Here is a 19,903-nt window from a genome sequence, read left to right as displayed (position 1 = left end):
ATGCATCTCACCGCTGATATCGCAGAAAGCAAAGCGTTCGTCGAAGCGCAGATCACTGTTAAACCGACTATCGGTATCATTTTAGGCTCCGGCCTGGGACCGTTTGCCGATACCCTGGAGAATGCTGTCCGCATTCCGTACAACGATATTCCGCATTTCGCCAGCTCTTCCGCTGTCGGCCATGCCAATGAGCTGGTTATCGGCACGCTGGGCGGCAAAACCGTGGTGGCGATGAAAGGCCGTTTCCACTATTACGAAGGCGTGTCGCTGGATCAGGTTACCTTCCCGGTGCGTCTGATGAAAGCGCTGGGTGTCGAAAAGCTGATCATCACCAATGCCTGTGGTGCAGTAAATACCGGTTTTGCCCCGGGCGACCTGATGCTGATCACGGACCACCTCAATCTGACGGCAAATAATCCGCTGATCGGGCCGAATAATCCGGATCTCGGTGTGCGCTTTCTGGATGTCAGTGAAGTGTACAGCAAAAATCTGCGCGGTATCGCCAAAGCGGTCGCCGCAGAGCAGGGTGTGACTATGCGCGAAGGTGTCTACGCGTGGTGGACCGGCCCGGTTTATGAAACACCGGCAGAAATCCGGATGATCCGCACACTGGGTGCGGATGCGGTGGGGATGTCCACCGTTCCGGAAGCACTGGTGGCGCGCCACGCCGGGATTGAAACCCTGGGGATTTCCTGCCTGACGAATATGGCGTGCGGTATTCTCGACCAGCCGCTGAGCCACGACGAAGTGATTGAAACCGCTGAGCGGGTGAAAAGCACTTTCCTGAAGCTGGTTACCGGTATTATTTCCCGTTTTTAATCAGATAATCATCAGCTAAGCGTGGTTTTCTTTTTCTCAGTATAACATTAAGAAAACCGTCGTTCAGAGGCCGCCCTGACATCATGGGACGTCGGCGGCCTTTTTTTCTTTATCTCAGCGGAGATACCCATGGATATAAAAGTCAGACTGAAAGCGATGCTGTTCCTCCAGTATTTCATCTGGGGCGCGTGGTTAATCACCCTCGGCTCGTATATGATGGCAACCCTCAAATTTACCGGGGCTGATGTGGGCTGGATCTACAGCACCAAAGGGCTGGCGGCGGTGATTATGCCGGGCCTGGTCGGGATTATTGCCGATAAATTTATTCCGGCGAACCGGCTTTACGGCCTGTGTCACCTGATTTGCGCCGGTGCACTCTTTTATGCCGCAACTGTCACCGATGTGAATGTACTATTCTGGGTGATGCTGCTGAATGCGATGGCCTTTATGCCGACCATTGCCCTGTCAAACTCCGTCAGTTACGCAAGCCTGCAAAAATATAACCTCGATCCGGTTACGCATTTCCCGTCTGTCCGGGTGTTCGGTACTGTCGGTTTTATCGCGGCGATGTGGGCGGTCAGTCTGATGAAATTCGAGCTGAGCAATATGCAGCTTTATATTGCCGCCGGCGCATCATTGCTGCTCGCACTGTATTCACTGACACTGCCGGCAATTCCGGTGGTAAAACAGACCGGTACGACCACCTGGGCACAGCGTTACGGCCTGGATGCCTTTGTGCTGTTTAAACAGCCGGTCATGGCGGTGTTTTTCCTGTTTGCCATGCTGCTCGGCGCAGTGCTGCAAATCACCAATACATTCGGTAACCCGTTTCTGCATGATTTCGGCCGTATCGCGGAATATAAAGACACGCTGGTGGTGCAGTATCCGTCTGTGCTGCTTTCTGTCTCACAGATGGCTGAAGTGGTGTTTATCCTCGCGATCCCGTATTTCCTTAAACGCTACGGCATCAAAACCGTGATGCTGATCAGTATGATTGCCTGGACACTGCGTTTTGGTCTGTTTGCCTTTGGTGAGCCGGTATCAATCGGTTTCTTCTTCCTCGTGCTGTCGATGATTGTTTATGGCTGTGCATTTGATTTCTTCAATGTCTCCGGCTCGATTTTCATTGAAAAAACCGTCAGTTCCAAAATCCGCGCCAGTGCGCAGGGACTGTTCATGATGATGGTTAACGGTGTGGGAGCCTATGCCGGTGCGATTGTCAGCGGTAAGGTTGTGGATATGTTCACGGTGGACGGCGTGAAAGACTGGCAGTCAATCTGGCTGATATTCGCCTCTTATACTGTGGTGCTGGCGATTATTTTCCAGTTCACTTTCCGCTATGACCATAGGACTGAAAAAGCCGCAGAAAAAGCGGTGGTATAAAGAAACAGCATAAAAAAAACCGGCCTTAAGGGCCGGTTTTGTCATTCTGTACTGTATGGGTTATCAGAAACTGTAACGGATACCCAGGTTGCCGCTGTAAGGGGTTTCCACATGGCTGCCTTTGGCATAGTTGAACTCTGCATAGGCGGACCACTGATTATTCATCTGCGCTGTCAGACCCACGCCGTATTTACCGACGGTTCCGGACATATCATTGCTGAATGATTCAGTGTCATTAATCACCACATCATTGTTCTTTTTGAACTCGTGGCTGACCGCCAGGCGGGCATAAGGTTTAATCAGTCCGCCGTTTTCAGTGACAAACGTCTTACCGAAGGTGGTACCGATTTCACCTTTAACAGATTCAGCAGCATCCGCTTTCACTTTCATATCGCTGCTGAAACGGTAGGCCGTTTTTTCGCCGCGGAAGTAAGATCCCAGCACATAAGGCTCGATAAAGTAACTGCCTGCGGTGATGTGTTTACCACCTTCCACAGAGAAACCGATGCCGTTGGTGTTATCTTTGGCGGTGGTTTTTCCGTCATTAAACTGCGCGCTGTTTTTGGTTCTGAAATGGTTGGCTTTCAGCACGCCATCCACATAGTAACCGCTGTTGTGCATCCAGGTGGTGTAGACACCAAGACCTAAGCTGTCCACCTTGCCGTCACTGGTGCGGGCATCCAGTTCTGAATGGGTATAGGAGAACATTCCCCCGACCAGAAGGCGGCCGTTTTCCAGCGCAATCGCGTGGTCGCCGCCCAGCATCAGCCCGTTCATATCCTGGGTGTAACCGACATTACTGGTTGAGATGCGGTTACGGCTGCCGATATATTTGCCCCACACACCATCCTGTGCCGTCTGGTTATCACGAAGATCGCCCAGCCGGGTTCTCAGTGTGGATAATTCGCTGTTCCAGATAGTTGGCGTCACGTTGGCCATCGCGATAGCGTTTTTCCCGCTTTCGGAGATTTCAGGTTTCGGATCGGGACCCGGCTCCGGATCCGGATTTGGTGCCGGATCGGTTGCTTTCGGTGATAAATACCAGTTATCGCTGTCCTGCTCATCACCCTGTACCAGGTAATATTTATAAGCACCCAGGTCAACACTGCCGTTCACCAGTGCAAAGCTGTTGCTGTCACTGCCGTTGGCAAAGATCAGATGATGAGGATTCACACCGCCGCGGCTTTTCAGCTCCTGACCGGAATCCATTACTCTGACATTAAACTCACCGCTGATACTGTTGCTGATATTCAGGAAATCACCGGTACCACCGTTAATATTGGTGTTCATCACAAAGGTGCCGGAACCGGTCAGATCTGAAATCTGTAACCGGCTGTATTTACCGGCGTCAGTGCCGTCGCTGCTGCCGAATATCACGGTACCGTTGTTAGCCAGTGTTTCAATCGTTGCTTCGGATTCGCTGGTGGTGTCATTATGCTTCAGATACATAAACGCATTGTCACCGGCCAGATTAAGGCGGGTAACATAAGCGCCTTTTGCATCCAGTGCGCCGGTCCAGCTGTGAAGACTACCGCCTTCCATCGTTACTGAACCGTCATTAACATTCAGGTCACCGGTGGAGTAGGCACCGTAAGCGATAAAGGATGAACCTCCGTTCTCAACGGTAGTATCCTGAATATGACCAAACTCCTTGACCAGTTGTGTACCGCCGTTAACCAGCGTACCAACCGCATCGGCATAGTATTCAACAATCTGTTCACCGCCCTGGTGGATCACTGAGCCGGTGGCAACCTGATCTTTGCCAATCCAGGCGTCCTGCTCAACCCATTGTCCGCCGCTCCAGCCGCCTTTTTTGCCGCTGACAATCTGCTGTCCGTAAACCTGGGTATCAATGGCTTCGCCAGTCTGAATACGCTGCACACCGCCGGCATAAATGGTGGCATTTTTGGCTGTCTGATCATCAATCCGGAAAGAATCGTCGGATGTCCACTCGCCGTTTTCCCATTCCCCGTCAACACCGGTAATAATCTGGGTACCGTAAACACGGGTATCTTCTGTATTACCGTGGGTCACAAACTGTAATGCACCGTGGTTAACGATGGTATTGCGGTCAGTCACACCATCTTTCCCGGCATAAATCTGCTGAACTGCACCGTCATACAGCACGGTATCTATCGTGTTGCCGCTGCTCATCTGATAGCTGCCGCTGCCGATATGGCTGTTGGTTGCCGTACCGCCGTAGATAATATGCTGTCCGCCATTCACGACAATCACATCTTTGGTATTTGAGGTACTGGTAACGGATTGCTCCAGATAACCGCCGTCGATCAAAATTGCCTGTGCATAGCCCCGTGTACCGACAACCATTCTGCCGCCGGTATTCACTGTGGTGTTATACGCTTTGGCGTCATTCCCCAGGCTGAGGCTGCCGTTATCTTCAACAATAGTGTTATACGCTATGGAGTCTTCCATCATCGACATAAATCCGCGATAGACTTTGGAAGGATCGGACGGATTGGTAATTCCGCCTTTGACTATATTTCCGATAGCGACACTGCCGCTCCGGAATGTGGTCTGGAAGGAATCAATGGTGTTATTCAGGCTGTAAGAATTATTCTCAACATAAAGAAATTGTTCCGGGAACCAGGTTCTGGTTAATGTCTGACCATTAATATATTGGTTACCGGTGATAATTGACTGATATTTATTATCCCACTTATCTTTTGCGGTCGGCCAGCCATCAGTGGCACTGCTGAGAATGGTATTAATATCAGGAACTTCAACTTCTGACTGATAAGGTGGTGGTGGTTCCGTGGCATAAGCGCTGAAAGAAGCGGAAAACAGTGCAATCAGCACTGAATTATTAAATGTCATATCCAAATCCTTGCTTTAAAAAGCGAATTAAAATTATTTATCAGATTGAATGTGGTGCTGTGAGCTGTAAGAAAATCGTCCGGAAATAAAACGGAATATTATTTTTTAACAGGTGATAAAATAATGAAACAGCCAGTAAATACCGTCCGCCGGAATTAATTCAGATATACAGCTCGTTAATAAGAAAAATACCACTCAGACGCGTATGTCTCTACTCATATGTGTTGTAATAAGGCGGTAATGTGTAACAATTTGAGAATAGTAAGGGAATAACAGTGACAGGTGAAAAATACGGGATGGTTTATCAGGCTGTATCTATTTTAATAAATTACTTTCAGAGGCAATGAAAAATATTCCGGTTCGGATATTGAATGAAGTAAGGTTTTTTATGGTGCACATTACAAGTGCTACGTTATTTCTATAATATTCGTTGCGGCGGAGTAGTGTTGAGGATATCTTTTTGTCAGGGACCCACAATATGCCCCTTTTTATACATTGACCGTTATGTTCTGAGCTGACACCCCACCACAGCAGATAATTCAGCCCGGGTGAGGGGGGCTATGGAACCTACCCTCTCACGCAAACTGGCACTGGCTGCGCTTCTGCCGGGCCAACAACCTGGTACAGAGTATCAGCCGGAGTGGCAACTGCCGCGATAACGCTTTGATCTAATCGTTTTACTGAAAAAAGAGCGCATCAGAAAGCGTATTTATAAGGCCGGAGTTTGGCCCGAACAGAGATCTTCGATTACCTTAGAATGCATTCATTTTAGTTATAACTTAACTTTACTATTTTTTAATGAAACTAATTTGCAAACGAGACTTATTATCATATATACTTTTTTACAGCCTGCAAGATATTCAATAGATTAAATTAAGCATCACTTCACTATGGAGAAGATCGCAACATGTTGAAAAAAATGTTTTTTTTATGTAATAAGACTCGTTTGATTACGTTGGCATCATCGCTTATGGTTACCTGTGCATTACCAGCGATGGCAAAAGATTCCCTCACTTTATATACCACACGTGAACCGGGCTTAATTCAGCCTCTTCTCGATGCCTTTACGAAAGAAACTGCCATTGATGTAAATACTGTCTATATCAAAGATGGTATGTTAGAACGAGTAAAAGCCGAAGGTAAAAACTCTCCGGCTGACTTATTAATGACAGTTGATGCAGGTAACCTCATCGATTTAGTTGAAGCAGGTGTAACTCAACCTGTTCAATCCGAAGTATTAACAGAAGTTATTCCGGCTTCTTTACGTGATAAAGACAACCAATGGTTTGGTTTGTCAATGCGTGCACGTGTGTTGTATGCAGAAAAATCCATACCATTAAACAGCATCACGTATGAAAACCTGGCAGACCCGCAATGGAAAGGCAAAATCTGTATTCGTGCGGGACAACACCCTTATAACACAGCATTAGTAGCCGCAATGATTGCTCATGATGGTGAAGCGAAAACAGAAGCGTGGTTACGTGGCGTGAAAAATAACTTAGCCCGTAAAGCTGCTGGTGGCGATCGTGATGTTGCCCGTGACATCCTCGGTGGTATCTGTGATGTTGGCTTAGCGAACTCCTACTATGTTGGTCATATGAAAAATGCGAAAGAAGGCACTGATGCCCGTCAGTGGGGGGATGCCATTAAAGTCGTTCAGCCAACCTTTACCAGTGGCGGAACGCACGTCAATATCACTGGTGCTGCAGTTGCCCGCAATGCGCCACATAAAGAACAAGCTGTGAAATTGATGGAGTATTTAGTTTCAGTTCCTGCTCAGCAGCTGTATGCGCAAGCTAACTACGAATATCCAATCCGTAAAGGGGTTCCTTTGGATGCGACGATCAACAGTGCGATTGGTGAAATCAATGTTGATAACATTCCACTGGCTGAAATCGTTAAACACCGTAAACAAGCCAGCCAGTTGGTAGATAAAGTTGGATTCGATCAATAAAACAGGCTTATCTGATTTACGTGGCGCCGCAGGAGCGCCGCGTTTCGGTTTTTCGCCTTTAAGTCTTACTGTGGTGGTCATTACGCTTGGTGTAATGACCCCTTTGTTATTCCTGTTATGGCTCGCGGTAAGCTCAGGTGTCAGTCATTGGGAACATTTACTGAAGTATGTGTTGCCTGATGCGATACTCAATACCCTGATTTTATTACTTGGTGTCGGCGTACTGGTCATGCTTATTGGTGCGGGGTGCGCCTGGTTAGTCACTGCATTCGATTTCCCGGGAAAGCGGCTATTTAGTTGGGCATTGCTGCTTCCCCTCGCCATGCCAACCTACATAGTGGCATTTGCCTGGCTTGATTTACTGCATCCCATCGGGCCGGTTCAGGAAGTCATTCGCAGCCTGTTGGGCTATAGCAACCCCCGTGAGTTCAGGCTTCCGGATCTTCGCTCCATGACCGGCGCGATTTTGTTATTGGGTCTGGTGTTATATCCGTATGTTTATCTCACCATGCGGGCGATGTTTATGAGCCAGCCGGCGCATTTACTGGAAGCAGCCCGCACACTTGGTTTAAGTTCAACCGGCTCATTTTTCCGGGTGGCGCTGCCAATGGCACGTCCCGCACTGGTGGTAGGAACAAGCTTAGCATTACTGGAAACACTGAATGATATTGGCGCATCCGAATTCCTTGGCGTGAATACTCTGACAGTCACAGTGTATACCACGTGGGTGACGCGTTCTGATTTGGCGGCAGCAGCGCAAATTGCGTGCTCCATGTTGACGGTAATTATTCTGTTGCTGGCCCTGGAATATTATGGGCGCAAGAATCAGCGTTATAATTCCGGCCGGCAAATGCGGGGGATTTTACCGGCACGATTAACGGGAATTCACGCATGCCTGGCGACTTTATTGACTTCTCTGCCTGTTTTACTGGGCTTTGTTGCCCCTGCACTATTTCTGGGTTGGGAAAGTATCAGGCGTTTTAGTGATAGTATGGAAATTTCTGCCAGCCTCCTGCAATCATTACAAAACTCATTATTATTAGCGGCAGGAGTTACCCTTGTGGTGACTTTTGTCAGCCTGATTGTGGCGTGGTATGCGAGATCAAGTGCGATTTCGGGGGGGGCTCCGGAGGCCAGACGTACATTGATGAAAGTTGCCTCATTGGGCTATGCGGTGCCGGGAACGGTATTGGCCATCGGGTTATTAACACCGGGTATGTCGTTGGATAATATACTGGCCGAATTGTTCAATTATCGCGGTTTACCGCTGCTCTCTTCGGGGGTTTTATTAGTTATCTGTTGTTCTATCCGCTTTATGGCGATTTCAGTCGGGGCGATTGATGCCGGGTTAACCCGTATTCCGCCGGGCATGGAACAGGCCTCAAGATTACTTGGTGAAAGTGAGTCGGGAACCTTTTTCCGCGTACATTTACCGTTATTGCGTCCGGCATTAGTGACAGGTGCTTTGCTGGTTTTTGCTGATGTGATGAAAGAGTTACCGGCTACTTTATTACTTCGTCCGGTTAACTTTGAAACATTAGCAACATCTTTGTATGCAGAAGCGGCGAGAGGTACCTATGAGGAGGGGGCTGTTGCAGCATTACTGATTGTATTGGCCGGAACGCTCCCGGTAATACTATTAGCACGTAGTCAATTATCTTCATCCGGGCCAAAACAACGATAATCAGAAGGGAGTCGTCATCAGGTGTCAGACACAACGTTAGTTCTTGATAATGTGCATGTCTCTTACGGGAGTAAACATCAACGTAATCATGTTCTGAAAGGCTTTTCTTTGCACATTAATGCAGGGGAGATCGGCTGTCTTCTCGGTACTTCCGGCTGCGGAAAAAGCACTGCATTACGTGCTATTGCAGGGTTTGAACGTACAGAGCAGGGAACCATCCATGTTGGTGGCCGCTGTGTTGCAGGAGAGGGCCTTCATCTTCCGCCGGAACAACGCAATGTGGGAATGGTATTTCAGGATTACGCGCTGTTCCCCCATTTAACCGCAGCGCAAAATATTGCTTTCGGTCTGAGAAAACAACCGAAAGGATATCAGCAAACACGAGTTCAAACACTGCTGGATTTAGTAGAATTAAAAGAACTTGCCGGGCGTTATCCACATGAAATGTCTGGTGGGCAACAGCAACGTATTGCTTTAGCACGTGCATTGGCGACACAGCCGGCAGTATTGTTGTTAGATGAGCCTTTGTCGAGCTTAGATCCGGATAGCCGTAAACGTTTAGGGCTGGAAGTGAGAGATATTTTACGGGAAGCCGGGTAAACAGCACTGTTAGTGACTCACAGCGAAGATGAAGCACAATTGATGGCTGACAAAATTAACTACCTGAAAAATGGCAGATTAATTCAGAATGATGAGAAAACCAAAATCAGAAATACTTAAAATAAAAAATGAGATAAATAGTGCACGGGAAGTTGATACTACGATTTTATTTTTTGTACCATCTGACCGTTCTTTTCCCTGTGTTGTTCTGGTTTGCCGCAACGGGGCATATGTGCTATTTATCTTTACAGGATAGTCTTTTAGGGAAGATTTTCAATTGAAAGCTGCAAAGCATATGGGGAAGACATCTGATTCCGTATAGCCCGGATACAGACCCTTTTGATCCGCAGTGGTAAAAATAGATTTGGAATTTAATATGAAAAAACGAGTTATAGGTTTGTTTTTATTGATAGGACTACCTTTGGTTGCTATAGCTGATAATATTCACGTGACGGTGAATTCCCCTGTGTACTCTTACCCTGATAATCGGGAGTTTAAAGAAAGTGTATATGTATGTGTATTAACCCCATTTAACAAGATGTATGCCGGTGTTGATGTGAAAAAAACACAAGCACAATTCAACGCCAGTCAGTCTTGTCAAAATAAAGAGGGTAGTAATAGTATTTTTTGTACGCCAAAAGATGCCATGTGTACTACAGCAACGGTGATACTGAGTAATGGAGATAGTCGTCACCAGGGGCTCTCTGCTATTGTATTATTTAATGGATTTGATCAAACAGGTCAGCATTTGCTGGTCAATGAAAGTATTGATGATTTTAGTACATATAATTTTGATAACAAGATCATGTCGTTTGATATTCCGGATGGATGGACAGTGCGGTTTTTCAAAGAAAAAAACTTTCAGGGTGACTATTATACCCGCTCTTCAGGAAAGGGAAATGCAGATGATTTTCCACACAGTATTAGCTCAATGAAAATACTTCGAAAGAAATAAAAAGATAATGAAAATATAACTTGTTAATTTACTTGTGTGAATGGTGTTAATTTTAATCGTTATAATTGCGTTTGGTTATTTTGTATTTCGTGACCTCGTGGTTTTTATTCAGTATCTGTATAAATGGTTTCTGAGAAATTTTTAGAAAAACATGTGATTTATGATTATTACGGATGAAGCATACCAGGGATGGTATGTGATATAAATAATTCTGAATAATATCAGGTATATTATCATGCACTTATAACATATGATAACCTGATTTATTACTCATTATTTTCGACTATTAAAACAAATAATAAAAAAATAATATATATGTTTTCCATTCTGGGGATTTTATGTCATTGAACACAAACGATGGTTCTAAAGTATATACACCTCTCTCTTTGTCTCTATATGACTGGTGGGTGCTAAAGATATCTAATAACTATGCATGGCATTGTAATACTGATAAATTTTTAATTCCTCACTTTAAATTTCATCTTGGTAACAACCATATGGATATTGGTGTTGGAACTGGTTTTTATTTAAAGAGATCCGCAGATAAAATTAATAAAATAACGCTTTCCGATCTTAATGTTCATAGTTTGGAATGTGCTAAAAAATATATTTCTGATGAAAAATTAAATTCTTGTTTATGTCATGATATCTTCAATAGATTTACTGGTCAGTTGAGGGGGGTATTTGATTCAGTATCCATATTTTATTTATTACATTGTTTGCCGGGGAAAATGAGTGATAAGAAACAAGCGATAATAAATATCACTGAAACACTTAAAGATGATGGCATTTTATATGGCGCGACTATTCTTGGAGAGGGGGTTAAGCATAACCGTTTTGGAAGTAAGCTAATGTCAGTCTATAACAAAAAAGGGATTTTTAGCAACGTTTATGACTCTGCGGATTCACTTGAAACTATGCTTTCGTCTTTGTTTGAAGATGTTTCAGTTAATATTCAGGGTACGGTTGCATTATTCACTGCTAAAAATAAAAAATAAAGTGTAGTAAAATATAATTATCTGTAATAAAAGCAAATTTCTTATACAGGTGACAATATATTCTTTTTTGTTTTATACATGATGTTATTCAGCTTAATCGGATGACTGACCGGAGAATATTTTAAGAAATAAAAGGTGGCTTTCACTTCGAAAGCCACTGTCATCATAAAATGGGGGAGATGTAAAAAAGTAAGCTTGTATTGTTAATACTCAACAAGAGTAAGGTTAATTATAGGAAACCAGCTGCTTTAAATTTTGCCAGTGCATCCGTTTTTTGTGCTGCAGTTAATGGGCGTAGTGGACGGCGGGGGTCACCAACATCAATGCCATGTAATTGCATTGCAACTTTACCTGCAGCAACACCACCGTATTCTACCAGCACACGAATAATTGCAATTACTTTATCCATACACGCAGTGATCCCCTTGTAATCACCATTGTTAAATTTATCAATTATTTCAAGATATAAAGGAGCAGCATAGTTATAGGTGCTTCCTACAGCGCTTAACGCCCCACACGCTAACCCTGCCGGTATAAATTCATCTACACCAAATGGAATGTCGTATTTACCGCCATCAACACGTAAGCAACGTTGAAATTCGTACATATCAGGAGAATTAAATTTCATTCCGGATAAATTCGGAATTGTTTTTCCTGCCGCTTGTAAAAATTTTTCCATGTCAATGTTTAGTCCCGACATAGTAGAGTGGTAGTAATAAAAGCCTTTAGAAGGCGAGTTCATCGCTGCTAAACGACAATATTCAACTAAGTCATCTACATTGCCCGGTTTAAAGAAACAAGGGCCAATCACTGATGTAGCTTGAATATCTAATGTTTCAGCATGACGGGATAGCTCTATAGTGTCTGCAATACTGAGAGCACCTGTATGAACAATTATATCTAATTGTCCCTGACTGGCAGCAGCCCAGTATTCAGCGACTTTTTTGCGTTCTTCGACAGAACAATGGATACCTTCTCCTGTTGTTCCTAATACGTAAGCACCTGTAACACCAGTTGCAATAAGATGTTCTGCAATTTTATCAATGACAGGATAATTAACACTGCCATCGGCAGCAAAAGGTGTATGAGGTGCAGCGATTAACCCAGAGAGTTTTTTCATTATTATTCCTTTTGGAGCCATGTTTCTTTATTGGTTATTTAATGGAGTTTGACTCTATATTAAGACTCAATCGTTCAGAACGCAATAATGAAATTAGCGTTAAAGAAAGAGAAAAATGAAAGTGTGATCTTTAGCTGGTTTTATTCAAGACCACATAACACTAATTATAAACTCATGCTGAATTGGTACTTTTCAATGCATTTAGTGTACGCAGTTTTTGCTCTTTGACCATTTCAGGCTGAGCCTGGACAAGTAGGGTATACAGTAAATCTAAAACAAACAGTTGTGCTGTTTTTGTACCAATAGAATCACCTTGTAATTTCCCCTGGCGATTACCATTAATCAGATAATAATTGGCATATTCCATAATGTGTGAACCTAAATTATGCGTTAGCACAATTGTGGTAGCCCCTGCTTCTTTTGCAAGTTTCAGTGCATGAACTGTTTCCGGTGAATTTCCGGAATGGCTGATACCGATCGCGATATCACCCGGTTTCAATAAGGAAGCCTGCATATACATAAAATGGTTATTGGTAACAGCATCCACCCGATATCCAATACGCATCAGTTTATTTTTTAGATCCTCTGCTGTGATCCCCGAGGAACCCACGCCGCAGATAAAAACATAATTCGATGATAGCAACGCATTTACAGCGCCTTTAACTTGCGTCATATCAAGTAAATTTAATGTTTCTGATAACACATTATTGATGGTTGCTTGTAATTTTAAACCTATAGTATGGATATCATCCTGATGGTTAACTTCAGCATCAAGGATTGGTGATTCTTCACTATCCGATGTCGCCATTTCAATGGCTAAATCCATTTTAAAGTCCTGAAAGCCCTTATAGCCCAGAGTGCGGCAAAAACGTACTACAGTTGCTTCGCCAGCTTTAGTCGCCCGGGAAAGTTGTGCGATGGAAAGCTGAGTGACTTCAACAGGATGAAACAGGATATATTCAGCAATACGCTGTGATACTCGCGTCAGGCTATTTTTCATTGCCCCCAGTGTGTCGAGTATTTTACCTGGCTTCAGTCTGGTAACTGACTGTTTTGTCATGAAAATTATCCTTGTTTGCTGAAGTTCAAAGGGAGTGGAATTCTGCTAACAAGAGTACCAATTCTGGCGGGTTAAAAAAAGCCTTGCTCTGATAATTATGTGATAATGGCAAAACGCTTTATTCCATTGATATCAAAGTGAAAATTTCTGATATTTTAGAATAAAGCGTTTAACTGAATCGGCAAAAATTAATTTTCCAGCAGGGCAGAGTTTACCTTAATCACGGCTTTTTTTAGGATACTATTTCCTTGTTCTGAAGCTATTCCGGGTCTATGGGGCTCGTAAGGCATAAAAACAGCAAACATAGAGGGGGTTAAAGATAATGTTTGACTATTTTCAATAGTATCAGTGAGTTGATAGTCATCATCTTTATGATAAACAGTGGCATTTTTAGCTGAATGACGAACGCCATAATCTATAACTTCTTCACCGGATAGTAATATTTGTATATCAATGTAGCGATGATGTAATTCTGCACATTTTTGTTCCCGGGATTGTGTTTCAAATGACATTACGTTCATAAATACATCATTATCATCAATAGGATAGCTTCCGGGTTCTAAAGATAATGGATCGAGTGCGAGTGCCTTTTCAATTATATTACGTAATACCAAATTCATTTCAGGCATTATTGCCACGTCAGATATATGACCAAATAACATAGATACCTCCTGTTAGTTCCCGGATATTTCACTATCATCCAATGAAATTTGTTTTGCTGCGGAGAAAAATGGCGCAGTAATTGTACCAACAATAACTACTGACATAGCACCAATTACACCATAGAAGAAAAAGTTAAGGTCACTGCCATAACGGGCTGCTAATACAGCAATGATACTTACTATAATGCCTGCGACCGCACTACCTGCATTAGCACGTTTAACAAAAATACCTAACATAAATAGTCCGGTCATAGGACCACCCATTAAACCGATTAAGCTGTTAAAAGCATCCCATATTTCAGATTCGTCAGATAAAACCAACCAAATTGTTGCTAAGCTACTGAATACTCCAGCAATAATTATAACTAATCTGGCGACTTTCATTTTTTGTTCTGAACGTCGTTCAACTTTACTTAAGCGAATATAGATATCAGAATTAAAGCAACTTGAAATACTGTTTAAGCTACTGGAAATGCTCGATTGAGCAGCGGCAAAGATAGCTGCAATGATTAGCCCGGAAATACCCACTGGCATTTCTGTAACAATAAATAAGGGTAAGATACCCCCGGTATTAAAACCGTCAGGTAACAAACCTGGATTTTGTTTGTAATACACAAACAGGGCTGAACCAATGGCAAAAAAGAAAACAGGAATAACAGCAACTAATTTAGCATTTGTGATTAAAGTACGTTTAGTCTGTTCGATAGAATCAGTCACAATGTAGCGCTGGACAACATCTTGGCTTGCAGTAAATTGTTGAATATTGGCAAATAAAAAACCAATCATTAATACAGGAATAGTACTGTCAGTCCAGCTCCAGCGTAACTGTGCTTCTGGGAAAAATTTATCAGCTTGTGCTGTTGTGGTAAAAATCTCACTAATTCCTCCATCAACTTTAAAACAGATCATGATAAAGATTAAAACAGCACCACCTGAAAGTAATAATCCCTGAATGACATCAGTCCAAATAACACCTTCAATCCCTCCCATCCATGTATAAATAATACATAACAGGCTAATCAGTACAACTAATATAATCGGATCTATCCCTATGAAAGGACGTAATGCGAGTACGGTCAAATAAGTGATAATTGCAATTCGACCAATATGAAATAACATAAATGACAGGCTGGCGAATAAACGACTTCGTATATCAAAACGGGCTTCTAAATATTCATAAGCAGAGGTGATTTTTAATTTTCTAAAGAAAGGGATGTAGAAATAAAATACTAATGGCAAAATGGCGATCGCTAAATATTGGCCAATAATAAAAGTCCAATCAGAGGTATAAGCTTTCGCCGGAATAGACATAAAGGTAATTGAGCTTAATGTAGTTGCAAAGACAGAAACGCCGGCAGCCCAACCGGGAACCCGTCCCCCGGCACGAAAATAATCATCTGCTGTTTTCTGGCGTTTAGAGAAATAAACACCAACGAGTAGCATTGCTGCTAAATAACCAAACAGCACTGCATAATTAACGAAACCAAAATCATGTAGTTGCATTTTTTTAGTCCTGCCATATGTAAGGTAAAAGGTAAGAAGTACGACAGTTTTTTAGTTTACTCTGGCCCAGAGAGCCGCACCCCAAAGTCCGGCATCATGATGATAGTGAGCTGCTAAAATAGGCACCTGTAATGCCTCCGGTTGTTGTCTGATAGCTGTTTGAACGAGCTCAATATATCCGTTTGCTAACCCGATACTTCCACCAAGAACAACACAGTCGGCATCTATTGTTGCTTTAATATCAGCAACTAAATTAGCTATAGTATTTGCTGAGTTTTCAATTATTGTCTTCGCCTGAAGGCTTCCCTGGTGATAGGCAGCAAAAATAGCTTTCGCATCTTTCCCTGCAAGTTCATTTACAGCTTGTGAAGCAATGGCACGGCCGGAAGCGATAGCTTCGACACATCCATAACGACCACAGCCGCAAAGAGGGCCATGAGGATCAGCAATGGTATGGCCAAGATGGCCTGCAATACCTCGTTTTCCTGCCTGTAATTGTCCTTGCTGAATCAAGCCGCCACCAACACCTGTCGATACTGTAACAAATGCCATATCAGAGATATTTTCATGGCGGTAATCATATTCAGCCCATGCAGCAGCCTGAGCATCATTGAGTAACCAGCAAGGCAGATCCGTTAATGCAGAGAGTATTTTTTTCAACGGGAAATTTTTTAATCCCCCCAGATTATCGGGGTTTAATGCCGTTAATACACCATCACAGATGATCCCTGTAGAGGCTACGGCGACACCATCTGCATGTGCTTTTAGTGGTGTTGTTATCGCGGCCAGCGCTTCATAGAGCTGAGTTGGTGATGCACTTGCAGGGGTTGTAATTTGAGTATGCTGTGTAAGTTGATTATCCCGGCTGATTAATGCAGCCGAAATCTTTGTTCCTCCAATATCAATTGCTAATATATTCATTTAACTAACTCCTGCTGTAACTTGAGCGCATGAGTAAACCAACCACAAACATGTTCAAGTCGGGTTAATGCGGAACCAACAGTGACAGCCCAGGCTCCGGCTTGTATGGCTCTTGCTGCAATTATTGGGGTGTTATAACGGCCTTCGGCTATTACACGACACCCATTTTCAGCCAATGCAGTGACTAATTGTAAATCAGGTAATTTCGGTATTTCGCCACCTGTGTAGCCCGACATTGTTGAACCAATAAATTCTGCTCCTAATTTCCGGCAATGCATTCCCTCATTAAATGTGGAGCAATCTGCCATCGCTAATTTATTAAGGTGGTGTATGCAAGCCAGTAACTCATTAATTGGAACTGGACGTACACGATCCGTACCATCAAAAGCGATAATATCGGCACCTTCTGTCGCTAATGCTTCTGCATCACTTAACCAAGGCGTGATCCTGACCGGACTATCCGGTAAATCACGTTTAACAATACCGATAATTGGTACATCAATAAGGGGGCGGGTTGCTTTTAAATTATCTATCCCCTCAATTCGTACTGCTACGGCACCTGCATTTACAGCAGCCCGGGCCATTGCTGCCACAATTTCTGGCTTATCCATAGGGCTATTATCGACAGGCTGACAAGAAACGATCAGCCCTCCTTTTTGTTGAATATCCTTAGTCATTTTTTCAATTAATGCCATTTTGAATTCACCATTCTTTTTTGAAATGTAACTCCATTTGATATTATTTTATGGAGTGTAATTTCTCAATTGAGAAAGGTGTAATTTGTGAAGGAGATCAAATAATAGAGTGTTGCATTTAATTGGTTGATAAACATATAAAATAATGTAGTGAATAATGGGGTGATTATTCACTACAAGGTTTGGTATTATGTTATAGAGGACTTAAAAGTGGAATTGTAATCCTAAGCGATACCGGGTTTGACGGGCGTCACTGGTCGGTCTCACTGCAACATTTCCAACTTCAATATAAGGAGTAAATGTGTCATTCAATTGGTAAGAAAAAAAGACATTATGTTCATAATTACGTTTCTTATTATCATGTTTTATAGCATCGCTATACATTTGTGTATAGTCATATTCAACTTTGTATTTACTATATTTATAACCAATAAAAGTATCAAAGCGATTTGTTTTCTCGTCGTCAACACCTTGTTTTGTTTTTCTGGCATAATCAAAACGATAACGACCAGCAATATATAAACCATTATCAAAATTATATTGTGCCTTTAAATAAGGTTTGTAAATTGATGTGTCCGTAACTGTTTCGAATATTAAGCCTGGTTGTAACGTTATATTATTATTTATCTTATGATTGTAACTCAGCCCCATTTCGATGGCATTATTAACAACATCACTAAATACTTTATCTTTTTCACCATCAACACCACCTGATTTTATACTGGCATCAATATAAAAACCTATGCCATTTGAAAATGAATGAATAAACGCAATGCGGTCTTTATTTATTCTCGATGAATCTGAATATTCATGACGAAAGTCTAGTGTAGTCGCATTTAATTGAAGTGATATAAAAAAAGTACAACATGCCAGCAAGATTTTATTATTAAGCATAATTTTTACCTGAGTGGATAGGATGCCATAAATTTAATATAGAGTTCTTGGTTGATTATTATAATTTATATATGTGATTGGTTTAGTTAATAATTAGATCTTTATCTTTTATTGTTAAAGTGATTACAGAATTAACTGCCTCACCTTTTGTAGTTTCACCACCGATTAAATATAGTGAATTACCATGCTCAATAGTGATTCCATAACCAAGAGGGATCGGCAGTTCACCAATTACTTTCCATTGATCATCAATCAACCCATAAATTTCTTTATGCCATTTTTTATCTAAATCCTGATGTGCAAAATAATGTTTCTGTGAATACTTAGCCTGAGAGCCCGGAAAGTTAGTACCACCAGCAACAAGTAAAGTATGAGCGCTATAACCTGCAAATGCACCAGCTAAGCCATCTTGCTGCTGCTCAGGTGATGGTGGAGGAAGTTTCTGTACAGTAGTATTCCACTGTAGTTGATTATTTTCTAATAGAGCCGTTTGTATTTCACTGGTACGTAATCCGGGTTTTAATTCGCCGTTAATCAAGGTTATTGTATTGTTATCTTTTACTAATGAAGAACCCGCAGTTCCATTAAAAGGAATAGTACCTAATGAATTCCATTGATTATTATCTGCATTATAAGTCAGTATTACTCTATTAAAAAAATAGCTTTCTATAGGTTTGTTAAAGTAATCATTAATAACTTTATTTTTCATGGGTGAATTGTTTTTAGTATTATTTAAATCAATGAAATATTTATCAAATATTTGCTTGTTTACTCCTCCGAGAATGATGGCTTTATTGGTGCTGATACTAACTCCTGCATGACCAACCAAGCCATAAGGTGAACTGGTTTTTATTTTTCTCCATTTGTCTTCACTTGGTGAATAACGATAAACATCTGTTAATGAGCTTATTGTTTCACTCTCAATATTTTCTTTTCCCGCTCCGCCAAATATATAAATATCATTATTTAAATTAATTGCTATAGCCTGGTCTCTTGGCGTACCCGGGAAATCAGCTATTTTTTCCCATTTTTTATTTTCATTAAGATCAAGTTTATACCATGAGTTTCCTGTACTACCTAAACCTATGTAAATAATGTTTTGGCTAATTACTCCGGTTCCATTTTTTAATGCCACAGGAAGGTCAGGGAGTTTATCAGCAAAGCTGGTCGATGAGAATATTGGTGAAGACAGTATTATGGTGAAAAAGAGATAAGGTATTTTATTTATTATTTTCATATGCATTCACTCTTGTGGTGGTTATAAGTGAGATTTCAATTTAAAATATAATTCCAACATAAAACATCAAATGGAGTAAAACTTCAAATTGAAGTTTTATAAAATGTGAAGATGATCAAGTTATCTTTTTAAACTCTATGTTTTTTCCTTACCTGAAGGTCAGTCTTAATTTAATTTTGAATTAATGTGAGCGATAAAAATACTGGTTACTAATTGATAATATTGATGTTTATATTGCGTTGGTGATATAAGAACACGCAAGCTATGCTAACGCTTACTGTTATAAAACATTCCGACATAGTTGAATATACCGCTCCGGGTTTCTTTCCGTATTCCGGATAGGACTCATTAAATAGCGCAGAATACTGCTGCACCTATCATTTTATGTACATCTGCCAGACACATTAGATCGTAGCATGACTGTATCAGCTCAGACTTAAGCTGACAGGTTTCGTCGATAGAATACAATCCAACCTGACAGCCTGGTGTGAATGAAAAGCTGAAATCGACATATCTGTTAAAGTTAATGGTTCGTTTTTCCGGGATACTTACACTTTCTTTATCCGTTTCTGTTCACAAGGGT

The 19,903-nt window shown here is 42.1% G+C and carries 15 protein-coding genes and 2 pseudogenes; 8 read left to right on the top strand and 9 right to left on the bottom strand.

What is annotated here, in order from left to right:
* Positions 1-819, top strand: a complete 819-nt coding sequence (locus HMPREF3119_RS02725) for a purine-nucleoside phosphorylase (RefSeq protein ID WP_004238831.1) — start codon at positions 1-3, stop codon at positions 817-819.
* A gap of 129 nt (positions 820-948) precedes the next feature.
* Positions 949-2,202, top strand: coding sequence for a nucleoside permease (locus HMPREF3119_RS02720; protein WP_004235905.1), 1,254 nt, complete (start codon positions 949-951; stop codon positions 2,200-2,202).
* A 63-nt stretch (positions 2,203-2,265) separates the two neighbouring features.
* Here the strand turns inward: HMPREF3119_RS02720 and HMPREF3119_RS02715 are convergent, their stop codons facing one another.
* Positions 2,266-5,037: an autotransporter outer membrane beta-barrel domain-containing protein gene (locus HMPREF3119_RS02715; RefSeq protein ID WP_070578336.1), complete on the bottom strand. Its 2,772-nt coding sequence runs from the start codon at positions 5,035-5,037 to the stop codon at positions 2,266-2,268.
* A 591-nt stretch (positions 5,038-5,628) separates the two neighbouring features.
* Between HMPREF3119_RS02715 and HMPREF3119_RS19065 the strand changes: the two are divergent.
* The 6 genes and pseudogenes from HMPREF3119_RS19065 to HMPREF3119_RS02690 all read left to right on the top strand — a co-directional run.
* A pseudogene (locus HMPREF3119_RS19065) lies at positions 5,629-5,797 on the top strand (IS3 family transposase); the annotation flags it as partial.
* A 159-nt stretch (positions 5,798-5,956) separates the two neighbouring features.
* Entirely contained in the window at positions 5,957-6,991 is a 1,035-nt protein-coding gene (locus tag HMPREF3119_RS02710) for a Fe(3+) ABC transporter substrate-binding protein (RefSeq protein WP_032097909.1), read from the top strand.
* Positions 6,975-8,675, top strand: coding sequence for an ABC transporter permease (locus HMPREF3119_RS02705; protein ID WP_004237798.1), 1,701 nt, complete (start codon positions 6,975-6,977; stop codon positions 8,673-8,675). Before HMPREF3119_RS02710 ends, HMPREF3119_RS02705 begins: the two co-directional genes overlap by 17 nt.
* A gap of 21 nt (positions 8,676-8,696) precedes the next feature.
* Positions 8,697-9,395, top strand: a pseudogene (locus tag HMPREF3119_RS02700) (ABC transporter ATP-binding protein).
* Between the two features lie 256 nt (positions 9,396-9,651).
* A complete protein-coding gene (locus tag HMPREF3119_RS02695; RefSeq protein ID WP_123805119.1) occupies positions 9,652-10,230 on the top strand; it encodes a beta/gamma crystallin-related protein in 579 nt (192 codons plus the stop codon).
* A gap of 338 nt (positions 10,231-10,568) precedes the next feature.
* Positions 10,569-11,228 (top strand): class I SAM-dependent methyltransferase, encoded by a 660-nt coding sequence (locus tag HMPREF3119_RS02690; RefSeq protein ID WP_070578333.1) that lies wholly within the window; start codon positions 10,569-10,571, stop codon positions 11,226-11,228.
* 229 nt (positions 11,229-11,457) lie between these two features.
* Here the strand turns inward: HMPREF3119_RS02690 and HMPREF3119_RS02685 are convergent, their stop codons facing one another.
* From HMPREF3119_RS02685 to HMPREF3119_RS02650, 8 genes are all read right to left on the bottom strand, one after another.
* A complete protein-coding gene (locus HMPREF3119_RS02685) occupies positions 11,458-12,348 on the bottom strand; it encodes a dihydrodipicolinate synthase family protein (protein WP_004238807.1) in 891 nt (296 codons plus the stop codon).
* A 172-nt stretch (positions 12,349-12,520) separates the two neighbouring features.
* On the bottom strand, positions 12,521-13,408 hold the full coding sequence (locus HMPREF3119_RS02680) for a MurR/RpiR family transcriptional regulator (RefSeq protein WP_004237804.1): 888 nt from the start codon (positions 13,406-13,408) through the stop codon (positions 12,521-12,523).
* Positions 13,409-13,596: 188 nt separating this feature from the next.
* On the bottom strand, positions 13,597-14,070 hold the full coding sequence (gene nanQ / locus HMPREF3119_RS02675) for an N-acetylneuraminate anomerase (RefSeq protein WP_036418025.1): 474 nt from the start codon (positions 14,068-14,070) through the stop codon (positions 13,597-13,599).
* A 12-nt stretch (positions 14,071-14,082) separates the two neighbouring features.
* Entirely contained in the window at positions 14,083-15,573 is a 1,491-nt protein-coding gene (locus HMPREF3119_RS02670; RefSeq protein ID WP_036418027.1) for a sodium:solute symporter family protein, read from the bottom strand.
* A gap of 51 nt (positions 15,574-15,624) precedes the next feature.
* Positions 15,625-16,494: an N-acetylmannosamine kinase gene (locus HMPREF3119_RS02665; RefSeq protein ID WP_004237806.1), complete on the bottom strand. Its 870-nt coding sequence runs from the start codon at positions 16,492-16,494 to the stop codon at positions 15,625-15,627.
* A complete protein-coding gene (locus HMPREF3119_RS02660; protein WP_004237807.1) occupies positions 16,491-17,189 on the bottom strand; it encodes an N-acetylmannosamine-6-phosphate 2-epimerase in 699 nt (232 codons plus the stop codon). The genes HMPREF3119_RS02665 and HMPREF3119_RS02660 overlap by 4 nt, the downstream gene beginning before the upstream one ends.
* 204 nt (positions 17,190-17,393) lie before the next feature.
* Positions 17,394-18,083, bottom strand: coding sequence for an oligogalacturonate-specific porin KdgM family protein (locus HMPREF3119_RS02655; protein WP_036418029.1), 690 nt, complete (start codon positions 18,081-18,083; stop codon positions 17,394-17,396).
* An 82-nt stretch (positions 18,084-18,165) separates the two neighbouring features.
* Positions 18,166-19,326 (bottom strand): N-acetylneuraminate epimerase, encoded by a 1,161-nt coding sequence (locus tag HMPREF3119_RS02650; RefSeq protein WP_070578330.1) that lies wholly within the window; start codon positions 19,324-19,326, stop codon positions 18,166-18,168.
* Positions 19,327-19,903 lie beyond the last annotated feature (577 nt).

The sequence above is a fragment of the Morganella sp. HMSC11D09 genome (assembly GCF_001807955.1).
Classification (GTDB): Bacteria; Pseudomonadota; Gammaproteobacteria; order Enterobacterales; family Enterobacteriaceae; genus Morganella; species Morganella morganii.
Note: the sequence above shows the minus strand (reverse complement) of the source record. Positions and strands in the feature narration are given on the sequence as shown.